Below are 15,993 nucleotides of genomic sequence, written 5' to 3' on the forward strand. Positions count from 1 at the left end.
TTCAGCCGCTTCTTCAGCGGCTATGCCACCCAAGGGTGCCCCTCACCTCGAAAAATTCGTCAGATCGGGCGGCGGGTCAGGGGTTCCGCGTCGAGCGGGGTCAGGACGCGGACGGGGGCCGGGACGTCGGCCCAGCGGCGGACCGCCGCTTCCGCTTCCGCTCGCTGCCGGTCGGGCAGGCCCTCGATCTTCGCTCCGTGGTTGGCGCCAGGGACCAGGTAGCTGTAGGAGTCGCTGGTGCCGGGGTCGAGCCGGAAGGGTTCCGCGCTCCACGGGTCGCGCTCGCCGTTGACGAACATCAGTTCCGTGCCCTGGCTGCGCACCCACGCGTCGATCTGCCGCATCGACCCCGGTTTGAAGTCCATCGGGATGTCGCGGGACACCAGGTTGCGGGGCTGGCTGAGCTCCCGGTGGTGCAGCAGGTCGGCCAGCAGCTCGTCGGAGACGTCGGGCCAACCGAGCTGGGTGCCGGCCTGGTAGTAGTACGGCGCGTACGGCTCGATGCCCTGGTCGGTGTAGAAGGAGAACTGCACGGTCTCGTCGAAGAACGCGTAGATCTCGTCGGTGCTCGCGGTGGTCGCCGGGATCTTGGCGCAATCCTGCTGGCCCCGGTACTGCCAGAACGCGAACGGCGTGTCGAGCACGACCATCTCCAGGCCCCGGTCGACGTCACCGATGATCCGGTCGAAGGTCAGCCCCTCCGCCCCGGCGTAGGCGTTGAACTTCGCCAGCATCTCGTCCCGCCGGACCAGCGCCTCCCGCTGCACGGCAAGCAGCGCGTCCCGGCAGGCCGGGTCGGTGCCGACCGAGGCCAGGAACTCGTCGTAGCTGTCGCGGTCGTTGTCGACGTCGTTGGGCGCCACGTAGGCGACGGTGCCGGCCACGTCGTCGGGGTAGAACCGGCGGTGGTAGACGGCCGTCATGCCACCCTTGCTCGCTCCGGTCGTGATCCATTTCTGCTGGTAAATGGACTGCAGCGCGGAGATCACCCGGTGCTGGTCGGTAGCCGCCTGCCAGATGTCCAGGTCGTTCCAGTCGGCCGGATCGGGCCGGGACGGGACGAAGAACCGGTGCTCCAGGTTGACCTGGTTGCCGTCGACCAGCCGCGTCGGCTCGGTGCGGGTGACCTTGCTCGGCAGCTCGTAGCCGGTCGTGTAGAGCACGGTGGGCTGGTCGAGGTCGCGGTGCAACAGGGTCAGGCGCTGCTGGAAGCCCCCGGCCTTCGGGTGCCGGTGGTCGCTGGGCTGCGCGAACGTCAGGTCGAAGAGCCGGAACCCCGGCTCGGTGGGTCGCTCGCCGACGACGGTCAGCCCGGGCACCGCCTCCAGCCGCTCCCGGATGTCGTCCGGCGGGGACGCACCCACCGGGGCTCCGACGAGGAGCATGCCGCACACCACCACAAACGTGACGAGACCGCGCCAGTTCATTCCGCCTCCTGCTGGGCCCGAGATCACGCCGAACCTAGTTCCGCCGGGGTACAGCGGGAAGGCCTCGGCGTGTTCTCGCCGTTTCCTGTTGTGCCAGCTGGAATCCTCGCCGCAGGTAACGAGAACCGCCTCCCGGAAGGACGAATCGATGACGAAGGAAGAAATGCCGCCGGACGTGCAGGAGCTGCTGTCCCTCCCGAACCCGGCGGTGATCGCCACCGTTAACGCCGCCGGCGCGCCGGTCTCGGTGGCCACCTGGTACCTCTGGGACAGCGGAAAAGTGCTGGTCAACATGGATGCGGGCCGGGCACGGCTGAAGCACCTCAGGGCCGATCCGCGGGTGTCGCTGACGGTGCTGGACGGCGCGAACTGGTACCGGCACGTCAGCCTGCGCGGCCGGGTCACCGCATTGGAGGACGACCCGGACCTGACCGACATCGACCGGCTCGCCCAGCACTACCTGGGCGAGCCGTACCCGGTCCGCGACCGGCCCCGGGTCAGCGGCTGGATCGAGGTGGACGCCTGGCACAGCTGGGGCGGCTGACAGCCGGTCCGGCGCGTGCGGGGTGGAGCGAACGGACTGTCTACCTCAGAAGAGGGCGCGAACAGGCCGTTCGCTCCACCAACCCGACACCGGTTCCGAGCGAACGGACCGCCTGCTCCGATAGGCGGCGCGAACAGGCCGTTCGCTCCACCACCCGTTCAGGTCAGACACCCCATGATTTTGTTTGTCAAGCGGCGGCTTGCTGGTCTCGGTTGTGGTGTGCCCAGGCGGTGTGTTCGTCGTAGGTGCTCCGGGTCTTGAGGCAGCCGTGCAGGATGCCGACGAGTCGGTTGGACAGCTGGCGTAAGGCGGCGTGGTGGTTCATGCCGCGCGGCCGCGGAGCTCGTCGTAGTAGGCGCGGGCGCCGGGTGAGGCGCGGAGGGCGCAGAAGGCCTGCTGGTGCAGGGCGTCGACGAGCCGGTCGTTGTGGACGAAGCGGGCCAGCACGGTCTTCTTCTTACCGGACTGGCGGGTGATCGGGCTGGTGCCGGCGTAGTTCTTCCGGTTCTTCGCGCTCGCGTAGCGGTCGGCGTCGTCGCCGAACTCGCCGAGGGCCCGGGCCCCGAGGATCTGTCCCATGCCGGGCTGGGACAGGTAGATCTCAGCGTCCCGGGCTCGGCCAAAACACGCCTGCACCTGCTCTTGCACGGCGGCGATCTCGGTGTTGAAGGCAGTGATCACGCTAACCAGGGACCGCACCGTCACCGCGTAGGCGGCGGCCACGGCCGGCGGCTGGGTCAGGTGTTCAGTGTGCAGCGCGGTCTGGATCGCGGTGGTCTTCTCGTCCACGTTGCGGCGCCGGGCCCGCTTGAGCGCGCCCGTGATCTGCGCGCGTGACACCCTGGCCGCCTGGTCCGGGTCCGGTGCCCGGCCAAGGAGTTCCAGTGCATCCGGGGCGAGGAGATCGTCGAAGGCTTCCAGCGCGGCGGGGAAGAACTCGCGCGCCGCGGTGCGTAGCCGCAGCATGTGCCGGTGCCGGTCCCAGATCAGCGTCTGGTGCGCCCGCGCCACCACCTTCACGGCCTGGGCCTGCTCGGTGTCACCGGCGACCGCGCGTAACTGATGACGGTCGGTGCGCACCATGTCGGCCAGGGCGTGCGCGTCCCCGGCGTCGCTTTTGGCGCCCGAGGTGCCGTGCCGCTCCCGATAGCGCGCCACCTGCCGCGGGTTGATCGCATACACCGTGTACCCGGCCGCGATCAGCGCCTGGACCCATGGACCTCGATCAGTCTCAATCCCGATCACGACCTGGTCAGGCTCGGCGCCCTCGGGCAGATGCTCACCGATCAGCGCGTGCAGCCGGGCAACCCCGGTCACGCCCTCCGGCAGCCGAGCCCGACCCAGCCGCCGACCCGTCTCATCCTGCACCTCGACATCGTGGTGATCTTCAGCCCAGTCATCTCCGACGAACAACACATACCCTCCACACGGTCAGCATCGTGTCCTGAGCAGCGCGGAAGAGGAACACCGGCGGCCTAATGGTCCAGTGCTCACGCCAGCCTTCGGCGGGCACGTCACCCCATCAGTGGTCACGTCCTCCCCACGACCAGCGGGGGCACGGTCTGACCTTAGGCATCGAATGCCTGGCGACGAGAGTGCTCACTCACTGGCCGCTACCGGACCCGAGTCTGCCCGGTGGCCGACCCGGTAGCTCCCATTAGGCGGCAGTGTCCGCCCCCTGCGGGACCGGCTCCTCGTCGCGCTGCTTGGGCACGCTGACGTCACCGGACGGCATCTGTCCACTTTGGACGACTTCGCCGACGTAGCCGTCGGACGCCTCGCTCACCGCGCCGGCCTCCGTCGCCGCCAGGAACGGCTCCGCCGCGGCCAGCACCTGCTGCACGGCCCGCACGCGCTCCGCGACGTCCTGCCGCACCCGCAGCATCGTCTCGGCGTACTCGTCGGCTCGCCGGATCCGCCGCTCCGCTTCCGCGGTCGCTTCGCGGACCCGCCGCTGCGCTTCTTCTCGGCTCTTCTGCTCGCGCTCGGCCTGGATGCACGACGCCTCTTGGCGGCGCGCCGCCATCGACACCTCGAAGTCGTTCTCGACCTGGGTGCGACGCTCCTCGGCCTCGGTGTCCAGCCGGCGGCGGCGCTGCTCCGCTTCGCGCGCCATCGCCTGGACTTCCTCGCGGGTGCGCGCCAACATCTCGTTGCGCTGCTGCTCGGACTGGCGGCGCCACTCGTCGGCCTCCGCCACCAGCTTCTCGTAGCGTTCTCGGAGTTCGGTGGCGGCCTGCTCGGACCGCGCCCACTCGTGCTCGGATGCGGACTGCGCGGCGGCGACGATCTCGTCCGCCTCGTCCTGCGCGAGCCGGACCATCCGGCGTAACCGGTCCGACAGCGCCGCGGCGTCGATCGGCGAGCGCGCCTGTTCGTCGAGCCGCTGCTTGAGCGACTCGACCTCGGCGCGCGCCTGGTTCAGCTGCGCCGTCAGGTCGCCGACCTGGCTGAGCGCCGAGTCCCGGTCCTCGGTGACGAGCCGGATCTCGTTCTCGGTCTGCTGGACGTAGAACTTCACCTGTGATCGCCGGAACCCGTACCACACCGTGTCGAAATCCGACTTCAGCGGTACCAGTTCGCGGTCTTCGATGTGCCCCACGGTCTCACCCCGCTCGATTGATCAACATTGCTGGAGCGAGCCACGCCCCGACGCGGCAAGTCCGTTGTACACCTAAAAAGCGTGTCGCGATGCCCGCCGCAGGGCTGAACTGTTCAGCCCCGAGCACCGGGCAACGCGCGGTGCCACGGATCGCTGGCCCCATTGTCCACTGCCGCGGCGAGTGAGATCAACTCCCCGGATTCCGGTGCAATGCAACGGTCATCCGATGTTGACCAGCCATACACCAGCGCGGAATTGCCTGCTGGAATCAGGTTTTCGCGCCCACCCCGAGGACTCGGCGGAATATCGTCTCGATTTCGTCTCGGCTCGGCACCGATTCCCGGACGACGCCTTGCAGCAGCAAACCGCAGAACAGAACGGACAACGCGCGCCCGGTGGACGGATCGGTGTAGGAGGCGAACAGCTCGGCCAGCGCGGTGTCCCATTCCTGGCTCACCTGGCGTAGCGCGGGCTTGTGCAGCGAGGCGATGTAGAGCTGATGCTCGACGACGGTCTGCGGCAGCGCCGGACCGAGGTAGTGCAGCACCAGGTCGGTCAGCGCGACGGCCAGATCGCAGTCGCGTTCGAGCCGGCCGGCCCACTCCCGGAGGTGCTCGACGTCGTCCTCGGCGGCCTGCCGCAGCGCGCTGGCGAGCAGGTCGTCGAGGGTGGCGAAGTAGTAGGTGGTCGACCCCAGCGGAACATCCGCCGCAGCCGCCACGGCACGGTGCGTGAGCTTCTCCACCCCGCGTTCGGCGACGACCGTGATCGCGGCGCGGGCGATGCGCTCGCGGCGGGCCGGGTCCTTGCGGCGCGCGGCGGGCGCGGGCGGGATGGTCGACATTCGCTTCGGCGTTCCTCCCGTGGGCTCCACAACGACACCTAGCCTGCCATGTTGACCAGCGAGAGCGATGCGGTCCAGGTCACCGGATCCCCGTTCGTCCTGTTCATCACGCTTTCTTCGATGATTCATCCGGAAGCCCGGCACCCGATGATGTACAAATGTACAGGATCGGTGTTAAGGTCTTCCGCGGCACTGCGCCGGGACACAAGCGCTAACCCGCCACCGAATGGACCACCAGGAGGTGAATTCCGCAAATCGCGGGTCGCCGGTCCCATTCGGATAATTGCGCGCCGCCCGTGGTCACCGGCGGCGCAACGGGCGGGCGCGCCTTAATGTGGCGGAGCGAATCGGATCGCGGCAATGCGCGCACCTGTACCAGAAGTGCGCATTGGTGCGGTTCCGGCGCAAAAAGCACAATCGACATCACGGGGAAACGAGCCATGTCGCAAGCTGAGAATTCGACGCCCTCGCTGTTCATTGATGGCGAGTGGGCGTCGGCCGCTGACGGTCGCACCCGCGAGATCCGCTGCCCAGCCGATGGCACGCTGGTGGCCACGGTCGACGAAGCCGGGACTGCCGATGCCGAGCGGGCCATCGCCGCCGCGCGCCGCGCCTTCGACGACGGCGCCTGGACCGCCACTTCGGCCTGGGAGCGCGGCGACCTGCTGCTTCGGGTGAGCGACATCCTGGTGCGCGACAAGGCGGAGTTCGCCCGCGCCGAATCGCTGGACACTGGCAAGCGGCTGGTCGAGAGCGAGTACGACATGGACGACATCGCCGCGTGCTTCCGCTACTTCGGCAAGATCGCCGGCACCGACGCGGGCCGCATCATCGACACCGGCTCCCCGGACGCGATCAGCCGCGTGCAGTACGAGCCGGTCGGCGTGTGCGGCATGATCACGCCCTGGAACTACCCGTTGCTGCAGGTGGCCTGGAAGGTCGCCCCGGCGATCGCGGCGGGCAACACCTTCGTCCTCAAGCCCAGCGAGCTCACCCCCAGCACCGCGATCCTGCTGATGCGCGCGCTGGCCGAGGCCGGACTGCCCGCCGGGGCCGGCAACCTGGTGCTGGGCACCGGCGCCGAGGTCGGCTCGGTGCTGGCCGAGCACCCGGACGTCGACCTGATCTCGTTCACCGGGGGCCTGCACACCGGGCGCAAGATCTCGGCCGCCGCGGCGCCGACGGTGAAGAAGGTGGCCCTGGAGCTCGGCGGCAAGAACCCGAACATCGTGTTCGCCGACGCCGACTTCGAGGCCGCGGTGGACTACGCGCTGACCGCGGTGTTCCTGCACTCCGGGCAGGTCTGCTCGGCCGGGGCGCGGCTGATCGTGCAGGACGAGCTGCACGCCGCGCTGGTGGACGAGATCGTCCGCCGCGCCGAGCTGATCCGCATCGGCGGCCCGTTCGACTCCGACGCTGAGACGGGGGCGCTGATCTCCGCCACGCACCTGAAGAAGGTGGACGACTACGTCGCCAAGGCCGTCGCCGAAGGCGCCGTGCTGCGCACCGGCGGACGCCGCCCCGAGGGCGAACGCTACGCCAACGGCCACTACTACCTGCCCACCGTCCTCGCCGACGTCAAACCGGGCAGCTACGCCGTCACCGAGGAGTCTTTCGGCCCGGTGCTGACCGTCGAGCGCTTCACCGACGAGGACGAGGCGGTGCGCATCGCCAACGACACCCACTACGGCCTGGCGGGCGCGGTGTTCACCGGCGACCCGGGCAAGGCTCAGCGGGTTGCCAACCGGCTGCGGCACGGCACCATCTGGATCAACGACTTCCACCCCTACCTGCCGCAGGCGGAATGGGGCGGCTTCAAGCAGTCCGGCATCGGACGCGAACTGGGCCGGGCCGGACTCGGCGAGTACCAGGAGGCAAAGCACGTCTACCAGAATCTGCGGCCAGCACCGCAGAACTGGTTCTCCGGAAAATAGGGAGGAATTCGCTTCACCCGCGGCGTGACCGAACCACCGCCGCGGGAACTGCGCGGCCCGTCCGGGCCGCGCTTTGCCCGAAACCGCCGATGTAAGCGGTGATCTTCGCGCGACGCAAAGCAACCACCCGATTCGTTCCCCTCCCCGCATCCGGCGGGCGGGCATGGTCGGGAAAGGAGTTCGGGGCATGAGCGCGCCCAATTACGACGCCGAGCTCAACGAGTTCGGCTACACCAACAAACTGAAGAGAAGCCTCGGCGGATTCGCGACCTTCGCCGCCGGGATCAGCTACATCTCGGTGCTCACCGGCACCTTCCAACTGTCCTACTTCGGCCTGTCCTTCGGGGGCCCCGCCTACTGGTGGTCCTGGCCGATCGTGTTCGTCGGGCAGTTGCTCGTGGCGTTGAGTTTCGCCGAGCTGGCGTCCCGTTACCCCATCGCCGGCTCCATCTACAACTGGGCCAAGAAGCTGGGCGGTCAGCACATCGGCTGGCTCGCGGGCTGGATGATGCTGCTGGCCTCGATCGTGTCAATCTCGGCCACCGCGCTGGCCTACCAGAACACGCTGCCGCAGATCTGGTCCGGCTTCCAGCTCATCGGCGACGGCAGCACCAGCACCGAGCAGGCCGTCAACGGCATCCTGCTGGCCCTGGTGCTGGTCCTGTTCACCACGCTGGTCAACGCCTTCGGGGTGAAGCTGATGGCCCGGATCAACAGCGCCGGCGTGTTCATCGAACTGGCCGCGGCGGTACTGCTGATCATCGCGCTGGCGCTGGTCGTGGTGAACCCGCCGACGGTCGTGTTCGACACCAACGGCACCGAGTCCGCCTTCGGCGGCAACTACCTGGGCGCATTCCTGGTCGCCGGGATTGCCTCGTCGTACGTGATGTACGGCTTCGACACCGCCGCCTCGCTCGGCGAGGAATCCATCGACCCGCAGCGCAACGCCCCCAAGGCGATCCTGCGGGCGCTGATCGCCTCGTTCGTCCTCGGCGGCCTGATCATCCTGCTCGGTCTGATGGCGACCCGGGACTTCTCCGCGCCGCAGCTTGCCGAGAGCGGCCTGCAGTTCGTGCTCAACGACGCGCTGGGCCCGCTCGTGGGTCGGCTGTTCCTCCTGTCGATCTTCGTGGCGATCACGGTCTGCGTGCTGGCGGTGCACGCCGCGGCGATCCGGATCGCCTTCGCGATGGCCCGGGACAACGCGCTACCCGCCGGTTCGCTGCTGGCGCGGGTCAGCCCGCGCTTCCAGACGCCGATCGTGCCGGCCGTGGTCATCGGCGTACTCGCGGTGGCCCTGCTGGTGGTCAACATCGGGCAGCCGCAGATCTTCACCGCGGTCACCAGCCTGGCGATCATCCTGATCTACATCTCGTACCTGCTGGTCACCGTGCCGATGCTGGTCGCGCGGCTGCGCGGCAAGTGGTCTGTGCCAAAAAGCGAGGCGAAGCAGCCGGGCCGGTTCGGCCTGGGCAAGCTCGGGTTGCCGATCAACGTCCTGGCCGTGCTCTGGGGATTGGGCATGACGATCAACCTGGCGTGGCCGCGCCGCGAAGTCTACAACGCGGAGCCGCCGTACCACTGGTACCTGCAGTACAGCTCGGTGCTGTTCGTCGGAGTCGCGGCCGTAGGCGGGTTCTCGTACTACTGGTTCGTCCAGCGCCACAAGGTCGGCGTGCTCGCCGACCACGCCGCAGAGTCCACTTCGGACAGCGGTGCCACGAGCCCGGTCGCCTGAGCGCCCGCGCTGATGACGTGCCCAGCGGACTCGACCGCACCCGGCATCAGGCAAGTGGCGGAGCCGCTTCCCGCCACGCACGCGACCGGCACCGCCGCGGGTTCTCAACGGTGTCCTGCGGGGACACCCCGCACCCCGGGCGGCTCGCGAGGCAAGCCCCGATGTGGCGTATTGACATACGCGAATCGGGGATCCCGCAGACGAGGGGGCTTCTGAGGTTCCGCTACCGCACCGCCGAGCAAGGTGACCAGAACGTTCATTCCAGAAACGGAGATTCCCAATGGCAGACCAGTTCGACTACGTCGTGGTGGGTGGCGGCAGCGCCGGCGCGGCCGTCGCGGCGCGGCTGTCGGAGGACCCGGACGTCACCGTGTGCCTGCTAGAGGCCGGCCCGTCCGACGTCGACGACAAGGCAATCCTGGAGCTCAAGCGCTGGATGGCGCTGCTGGAGTCCGGCTACGACTGGGACTACCTGATCGAGCCGCAGGACAACGGCAACTCGTTCATGCGGCACGCGCGGGCCCGGGTCCTCGGCGGCTGCTCCTCGCACAACTCCTGCATCGCGTTCTGGGCCCCGGCCGAGGACCTCGACGAGTGGGAGTCGATGGGCGCCACCGGTTGGGGCGCCAAGGACATCTTCCCGCTGTACAAGCGGTTGGAGACCAACGACGGGCCGGGCGAGCACCACGGCCGCAGCGGCCCGGTGACCATCCGCAGCGTCCCGCCGGAGGACCCGTGCGGCGTCGCGCTGCTGCAGGCCTGCGCCCAGGAAAGCCTCCCGACCACGGAATTCAACTCCGGCAAGACCGTGGTGCACGGCGCGAACTGGTTCCAGATCAACGCGCGGGAGGACGGCACCCGGTCCTCGTCGTCGGTGTCCTACCTGCACCCGAACCTGGACCGGCCGAACCTGGAGATCCGCACCCAGGCCTGGGCCAAGAAGGTCACCTTCGACGGCATCCGGGCCACCGGCGTGCAGTACCTGGACGCGGACCTGATCCACACCCGCACGGTGACCGCACGCCGCGAGGTGGTGCTGTCCACCGGCGCCATCGACACCCCGAAGCTGCTGATGCTCTCCGGCATCGGGCCGGCCGAGCACCTGCGCGAGTTCGGCATCAACGTGCTGGTCGACTCCCCCGGCGTCGGCTCCTACCTGCAGGACCACCCGGAGGGCGTGATCAGCTGGGACGCCAAGCAGCCGATGGTCACCGACTCCACGCAGTGGTGGGAGATCGGCATCTTCACCACCACCGAGCCGGGCCTGGACCGGCCGGACCTGATGTTCCACTACGGTTCGGTGCCCTTCGACATGCACACCGTGCGGCAGGGCTACCCGACCTCGGAGAACAGCTTCTGCCTCACCCCGAACGTCACCCGCGCCCGCTCCACCGGCACGGTCCGGCTGCGCAGCCAGGACTTCCGGGACAAGCCGAAGGTCGACCCGCGGTACTTCACCGACCCGCACGACATGCGGGTGATGACCGAGGGCATCAAGCTGGCCCGCAAGATCGTGGCGCAGCCGGCGATGCAGGGCTGGGCCGGTGCCGAGCTGTTCCCGGGCCCGGACGTGCGCACCGACGACGAGATCGCGGACTACATCAAGCGCACCCACAACACCGTCTACCACCCGGCGGCCTCGGTGCCGATGGGCGCGGACGACGACCCGACGAAGCCGCTGGACGCACGCCTGCGGGTCAAGGGCGTGCAGGGCCTGCGGGTGGCGGACGCCTCGGCGATGCCGTTCCTGGTCGCGGTAAACCCCAACATCACCACGATGGCCATCGGCGAGAAGTGCTCCGACATGCTCAAGGAGGACAACCGCTGATCCGGTGCAGGTGGGGGGCAGCCGTGCCGCTCACCCCCCGTGACACGGATCCCGGCGTCATCCCCCGATCGCGGGTCGGTGTCCGAACGCTGCGGAGGTCCCTCCGGTCCCCCTTCCCGGAGGGACCTCCGGCGTTTTCGGATGTTGCGGTGGTTTGCTCATCGATCACCGCACCGAAGTTCTCAGTGATCAACTAAACGACTGCTGACCAGCGGTGACGGTCGCCGTTTGCGGCCGGTGGGCCCGTCCTTACCGACACCCCGTCGTGCGTGGATGTCTGGCGTCGTTCGCAGAGATCTGCCAGCGACGGCCAGTGTCCGAGGCGCCACTCGCCCAATAGGACGACCCCCCGTAGTTCTGCGGCATTGCTAGAGCAGTCCTACCGTGACGGTCTGGGGTGTCCTACGGGATGGGATGGGCTTAAGCCTACAGCTGCTGGGGGGGGCTTTATGGATCTGTCCATCGTGGTTCCCTGCTGCAACGAAGGGGACGTACTCGACGACTTAACAGATCGGCTGTCGACCGTTCTTCCCAAGATCAGCCACGATTACGAGGTCATCCTCGTCGACGACGGCAGCTCCGACGAGACCCTCGCCAAGGCCCGCCGGGCCAGCGTCGAGCATCCTGGCTTCCGGTTCGTCTCGCTGAGCCGGAACTTCGGCAAGGAAGCGGCACTAGTAGCAGGGTTGAGCCATGCCACAGCCAGTCGTATCGCGGTTCTGGATGCGGACCTGCAGCACCCACCGGAAATGCTGCCCGACATGGTGAAGTTGCTGGACTCGGGCTACGACCAGGTGGTGGCACGGCGGACCCGCCACGGGGAGTCGTTCGCGCGGACGGCTCTGTCTCGCCTGTACTACTGGGCCGTGAACAAGCTCGTCGACGTCTCCCTTCAGGACGGCGTTGGCGACTTCCGCCTGTTGTCACGGCGTGCCGTCGACGCGTTGCTGTCACTGCCTGAGCACAACCGGTTTTCGAAGGGGCTGTGTTCCTGGATCGGCTTCGACACTGCCACGGTCAGCTACCGCAACGTCGTTCGCGGCGGCGGCAAGTCGAAGTGGTCGGCCGGAAAACTGTTGAACTACGGCATCGACGGGATTCTCTCGTTCAACAACAAACCGCTGCGGGCGGCCATCCACCTGGGCGCACTGATCACGGTTCTTGCGTTCTGCTACGCCACGTTCGTTGTCGTCAACACGCTCGTGTACGGGGTGCGCGTTCCCGGCTACGCAACGCTGGTGGTCGCTGTCGCTTGCCTCGGCGGCATCAATCTCCTCGTCCTCGGGGTCATCGGCGAGTACCTGGGACGGATCTATGTCGAGACGAAACGACGGCCGCCGTTCTTGGTCAAGGAAACCGGGCCGGTAGACAAGGCGGCAGCGTCGGCACCCTGGATCAGCGACCGAGACGCACCGCAACAGCGTGACGGACGACAGACGGCGGTCAACGTCAACGGCCACGACCCGGCCAAGTGGGCGTCCAGAGGTCGTTGAGGGGCAACGGTGCCGGGCGGGCGGAGCGGGTCGCGGTTGGTGCGTTTCTGTTTGGTTGGCGTGGCGAACACTGCGGTGCACTACGCCATCTACATCGCACTGTGGTTCGTGGTGCCGTATCTGGTCGCGCACCTCGTCGCGGCTTCGGTCGCGATGGCGGTGTCGTACCTGCTGAACTGTTACTACACCTTCCGCGTTGCGCCCACGCTGCTGAAGTTCCTGCTGTACCCGCTGTCGAACCTGACAAATCTCGCGTTGAGCGCGGCCGCGGTCTACACGCTTGTCGAGTACGCAGGGGTCGACTCCCGGATCGCGACATTCGCGGGCGGGGTTGTCGCTGTGCCGGCGACCTTCCTCGTCTCCAGGTTCGTCCTTACCCGGACGTCGCTCGTGGTGGGCAGGGCGGACGGCGGTGGACAGGCCAGCGAGGAACCGAGCAGTGCGGCACGGAGGAGCCGATCTTCGGGGAACAGCTGCTGAGAGGAGTGCGGGTGGCGAACACGATTTCTCCGGACGAGACGGACATTCCGGCGGAACAAAAGACGCCGCGTGTCGGGCCGAACGGCGCTCGGTTCGGGTTCGCCGCGCTGACCTGTGCCTTGGCGGGCTTGCTGGCGCAGTTTCCACTCCTGAGAAACTCGCTGGCCTACTACACAGACGATGCCGCAATCCAGATCCTGCCCATGTGGTTCCGCCTCGGCGAACAGGTCCGCGGCGGGTCCTGGCCGGTCACGCTCGACGTTGGCTCGTGGATGGGCGGCAACCTCGTCCTCGAGGCGTTGTTCGGCGTGTGGAACCCGGTCAACGCGCTCGTGTGGGTGTTCGTGTCCGTCATGCCGGACCTGGCGCTCGCCGGAGACGTCGTCCGCTCGGCGGCATTCTCGGCGATCGCTCTCGGCTCATATCTGCTGTTCCGGGAGTACGGGGCGCGCCCATGGGCCGCGAGTGTGACCGCCGCTGCCCTACCGTTCTGCGGATCGCTGTTCTTCTTCGACGCGGTCAAGTGGCCAGCCGCGCTGCTGGCGTTCGTGTGGATCCCGTACCTGTGGTGGGCTACGCGCCGAATGGCCAAGGGGAAGGGCAACGCCGTCTGGGTCTTCGTCCTTGGGGTCCTCGCTGTGACCGCCGGCAACCCATACGGGATGCTCGGGGTGTGCGGCGTACTGTTCGCCGTGCTCATCGAAACCGCCGTCAACCGGCGCTGGCGGGTGACCGGTGAGGTGTTCCTCGCATCGGCCGCAATCGTCGCGGTGGCACCGCTGGTATACCTTCCGCTTCTGCTCAGCTCCCACGTGACATGGCGCAGCACCGGGGGTGCCCCGCGCAACACCGGCGAACTCACCCCCAACCTGAGCGACCTCCTGAATGCAAGCCTTCCCGGCTACGTCCCGGAAATCCCCAACGTCGGGGACTCGGCAGTCTTCTTCTGTTGGTTCGCCGTCCCGCTGGCGGCCTGGTTCGACTGGTCGGTGGTGCGCCGGCGACGTCGGGAACTAACCGGCTGCCTGGTGTTTACCGGGATCTTTCTACTGATGGCGATCGGCCCGTCTGATTTGTGGCTGTTCCGTTGGCCGCTGCGGCTTTTGCACTACGGCTACCTCGGTCTCGGGGTCCTGCTGGCCGTCCTGCTGTCCGCCGGGCTGCGCACCGACCACCTGCGCCGACGAACGATCGTCGCAACCGCGCTGCTGCTGTTCTGCTCCTACCTCGGATGGGCCGCCAACCCGGCCCCCTCGATGCTCCGGCGCCAAGTCCTCACCGTGCTCGGCCTGGCCGTGCTGAGCGGCACGGCAGTGTGGGCATTCCGGCGGATGGGCACACGAGGACTGGCCGCGGTCGTGCATGCCGGCACGGTGGGGACTTTCGCGTTGCAAGTGCACTGGTTCGTCGACGGGCACACGCCGCCGCCCTACTACTACCCCACCAACATCGCCGAGGCGCGCGCTCACTTCGCGCACCGCTATCAGGGCGCGGTGTTCCAGATATCCGACCTCGGTGGGATCGGCCCACCACGGCCGGGCCCCGAGGCGTGGCACGATCTCATGCCCGGCAACTTCTACCAAGCAACCGGGATCGAGAGCATCAACGCCTACACCGGCATGGGTTTCTCCGCGCTATCGAACGCGGTGTGCCTGTCCTACAACGGTTCCGCTTGTGTCGATGCCTACTCCGCTCTGTGGCAGCGCGTCCCCGGCACGGAAGCGCCGCTCGCGAACCTGTTGCGTGTGGACACCGTCGTCGTTCAACGGCGGCTGATTCCCGAGCCGGTCGTGCCAGCAGGTTGGCACGTGGTGCAGCGAACAGACCGCATCACCGTGCTCGAACGCACTGTCTCTGCACCGCGCACGAGCGGACGGCTCAGCTGGGCATCACCGAACGTGCGCGTCACGGCGAACACGGCACTGGACAACCGCCACGAAACAGCAACGTTCAGCCGGTCGGACAGCAGAGGCGGACAACTCCTCTTTGCTCGACTCGCATGGCCGGGCTACACCGCGAAGATGGGCGACAGACAGCTTCCCACCCACGCCGGCCCTGCCGGGCTGCTCCAGGTCGACATCCCGGCCGACGCGCCGAATTCCTCCGACATCAGCATTTCCTGGTCGCCACCCGGTCTCCGCATAGCTCTCATATGCGCGGCGCTAGGCGCACTGACCACCACCGCACTGGCGGCGGCGCAAGCCCACCAGCACCGCCACGAGGCGCTGCGGAGAGCGAGCGGGTAGCAGACGATCCACCACGTGGCCGTGTCGGCGAAATGCAGCGCCATTATTTCGGCGCTGGTAACGTTTAAATCCATGATTTTGCGGTATCGCTTGAGATCGGAGATCCAGGCCGTGCCGCGCGCGATGGCTCGGCGTTGCAAATTCCTGCAGACGTTCACTCGACGCGAGTTGGTCACCATTGGGCAAGAGGTCGCCCGGGCGTGGGTGCTGTCTGGGGAGCATTCCGGACTCCTGCTATGGCAACCCAAAAGACTCACGGCCCGTTTCCAGGCGTTTCAGGCCGGGTCGACGTAGCGCATCACGAGCGTCGCGCAGGCGTCGTCTTCGAGCGCTTGGTAGACGTGGTCCACACCGCCGTCGAAGCGGATGTAGTCACCCGGGCCGAGCGTTTCCGGCGCGGACTCCGGCCCGACGACGAGGGTTCCGGAGTGCACCAACAGCTGCTCGATCACCCGCGGCCGGTGCGCGCTGGACACGTACCGGGCCCCGGCTCGCACGTGCAGCCGGTACACCTCCAGCTGCTGGCCGCCGCTGAACACCCGGTCCATCAGCTGCACGTCCACCGTCTGCCCGGAGAGGTCCGAGCCGCTGGCCCGGTTGACCACCACCGCCTCCTCCGCGCTCCCCTCGGACTCCGCGACCAGCAGCCACCCCAGCGGCACATCGAGCACCGTCGCGAGCGCGTAGAGCGTCTCCAGCGTCGGATTGCGCCGACCGGCCTCCAGCTCCGACAGCGTGCCCTTGCCGATGCCGGCCCGGCGGGCGGTCTCGGACAGCGACAGTCCGCGCAGCGCTCGGGCGGCGCGCAGGTTCGCGCCCACGACCTTGACCAGCTCCACCGCTACCTCCTAGCATCG

General features: G+C 67.9%; 11 protein-coding genes and 1 pseudogene. 7 read left to right on the forward strand and 5 right to left on the reverse strand.

Annotated elements, in window-relative coordinates; translation table 11 throughout:
• Positions 1-59: 59 nt before the first annotated feature.
• Positions 60-1,427 carry a S28 family serine protease gene (locus DL519_RS19560; RefSeq protein ID WP_190816906.1) on the reverse strand — a complete coding sequence of 456 codons (1,368 nt, stop codon included), beginning with the start codon at positions 1,425-1,427 and terminating at the stop codon, positions 60-62.
• 148 nt (positions 1,428-1,575) lie between these two features.
• Here DL519_RS19560 and DL519_RS19565 point away from each other — a divergent pair, with 148 nt between their 5' ends.
• Entirely contained in the window at positions 1,576-1,971 is a 396-nt protein-coding gene (locus DL519_RS19565; protein WP_190816908.1) for a PPOX class F420-dependent oxidoreductase, read from the forward strand.
• A 187-nt stretch (positions 1,972-2,158) separates the two neighbouring features.
• Here DL519_RS19565 and DL519_RS19570 read toward each other — a convergent pair.
• From DL519_RS19570 to DL519_RS19580, 3 genes and pseudogenes are all read right to left on the reverse strand, one after another.
• Positions 2,159-3,387 (reverse strand): annotated as a pseudogene (locus DL519_RS19570) (IS110 family transposase).
• A 241-nt stretch (positions 3,388-3,628) separates the two neighbouring features.
• On the reverse strand, positions 3,629-4,573 hold the full coding sequence (locus tag DL519_RS19575) for a coiled-coil domain-containing protein (protein WP_190816910.1): 945 nt from the start codon (positions 4,571-4,573) through the stop codon (positions 3,629-3,631).
• Positions 4,574-4,841: 268 nt separating this feature from the next.
• Positions 4,842-5,417: a TetR/AcrR family transcriptional regulator gene (locus DL519_RS19580; RefSeq protein WP_190816912.1), complete on the reverse strand. Its 576-nt coding sequence runs from the start codon at positions 5,415-5,417 to the stop codon at positions 4,842-4,844.
• Between the two features lie 440 nt (positions 5,418-5,857).
• Here DL519_RS19580 and DL519_RS19585 point away from each other — a divergent pair, with 440 nt between their 5' ends.
• The 6 genes from DL519_RS19585 (at position 5,858) to DL519_RS19610 (ending at position 15,136) form a co-directional block, all read left to right on the forward strand.
• Positions 5,858-7,351 carry an aldehyde dehydrogenase family protein gene (locus DL519_RS19585; protein WP_190816914.1) on the forward strand — a complete coding sequence of 498 codons (1,494 nt, stop codon included), beginning with the start codon at positions 5,858-5,860 and terminating at the stop codon, positions 7,349-7,351.
• A gap of 187 nt (positions 7,352-7,538) precedes the next feature.
• Positions 7,539-9,089 carry an APC family permease gene (locus tag DL519_RS19590; RefSeq protein ID WP_190816916.1) on the forward strand — a complete coding sequence of 517 codons (1,551 nt, stop codon included), beginning with the start codon at positions 7,539-7,541 and terminating at the stop codon, positions 9,087-9,089.
• A 280-nt stretch (positions 9,090-9,369) separates the two neighbouring features.
• Positions 9,370-10,917, forward strand: coding sequence for a GMC family oxidoreductase (locus DL519_RS19595; RefSeq protein WP_190816918.1), 1,548 nt, complete (start codon positions 9,370-9,372; stop codon positions 10,915-10,917).
• A 449-nt stretch (positions 10,918-11,366) separates the two neighbouring features.
• Entirely contained in the window at positions 11,367-12,410 is a 1,044-nt protein-coding gene (locus DL519_RS19600) for a glycosyltransferase family 2 protein (RefSeq protein ID WP_190816920.1), read from the forward strand.
• 39 nt (positions 12,411-12,449) lie between these two features.
• Positions 12,450-12,890: a GtrA family protein gene (locus DL519_RS19605; protein WP_223839285.1), complete on the forward strand. Its 441-nt coding sequence runs from the start codon at positions 12,450-12,452 to the stop codon at positions 12,888-12,890.
• Positions 12,891-12,901: 11 nt separating this feature from the next.
• Positions 12,902-15,136 carry a hypothetical protein gene (locus tag DL519_RS19610; protein ID WP_190816923.1) on the forward strand — a complete coding sequence of 745 codons (2,235 nt, stop codon included), beginning with the start codon at positions 12,902-12,904 and terminating at the stop codon, positions 15,134-15,136.
• Positions 15,137-15,411: 275 nt separating this feature from the next.
• On the opposite strand, the gene DL519_RS19615 is transcribed toward DL519_RS19610, so the two are convergent.
• Positions 15,412-15,975, reverse strand: a complete 564-nt coding sequence (locus DL519_RS19615; protein ID WP_190816925.1) for a helix-turn-helix domain-containing protein — start codon at positions 15,973-15,975, stop codon at positions 15,412-15,414.
• Between the last annotated feature and the right edge of the window lie 18 nt (positions 15,976-15,993).

Source organism: Saccharopolyspora pogona (assembly GCF_014697215.1).
Classification (GTDB): domain Bacteria; phylum Actinomycetota; class Actinomycetes; order Mycobacteriales; family Pseudonocardiaceae; genus Saccharopolyspora; species Saccharopolyspora hattusasensis.

Excerpts from the sequence above, each read along its gene's own strand:
- DL519_RS19560 (WP_190816906.1), bottom strand. The coding sequence starts at position 1,427 with ATGAACTGGCGCGGTCTCGTCACGTTTGTGGTGGTGTGCGGCATGCTC.
- DL519_RS19565 (WP_190816908.1), top strand. The coding sequence starts at position 1,576 with ATGACGAAGGAAGAAATGCCGCCGGACGTGCAGGAGCTGCTGTCCCTC.
- DL519_RS19580 (WP_190816912.1), bottom strand. The coding sequence starts at position 5,417 with ATGTCGACCATCCCGCCCGCGCCCGCCGCGCGCCGCAAGGACCCGGCC.
- DL519_RS19585 (WP_190816914.1), top strand. The coding sequence starts at position 5,858 with ATGTCGCAAGCTGAGAATTCGACGCCCTCGCTGTTCATTGATGGCGAG.
- DL519_RS19590 (WP_190816916.1), top strand. The coding sequence starts at position 7,539 with ATGAGCGCGCCCAATTACGACGCCGAGCTCAACGAGTTCGGCTACACC.
- DL519_RS19595 (WP_190816918.1), top strand. The coding sequence starts at position 9,370 with ATGGCAGACCAGTTCGACTACGTCGTGGTGGGTGGCGGCAGCGCCGGC.
- DL519_RS19600 (WP_190816920.1), top strand. The coding sequence starts at position 11,367 with ATGGATCTGTCCATCGTGGTTCCCTGCTGCAACGAAGGGGACGTACTC.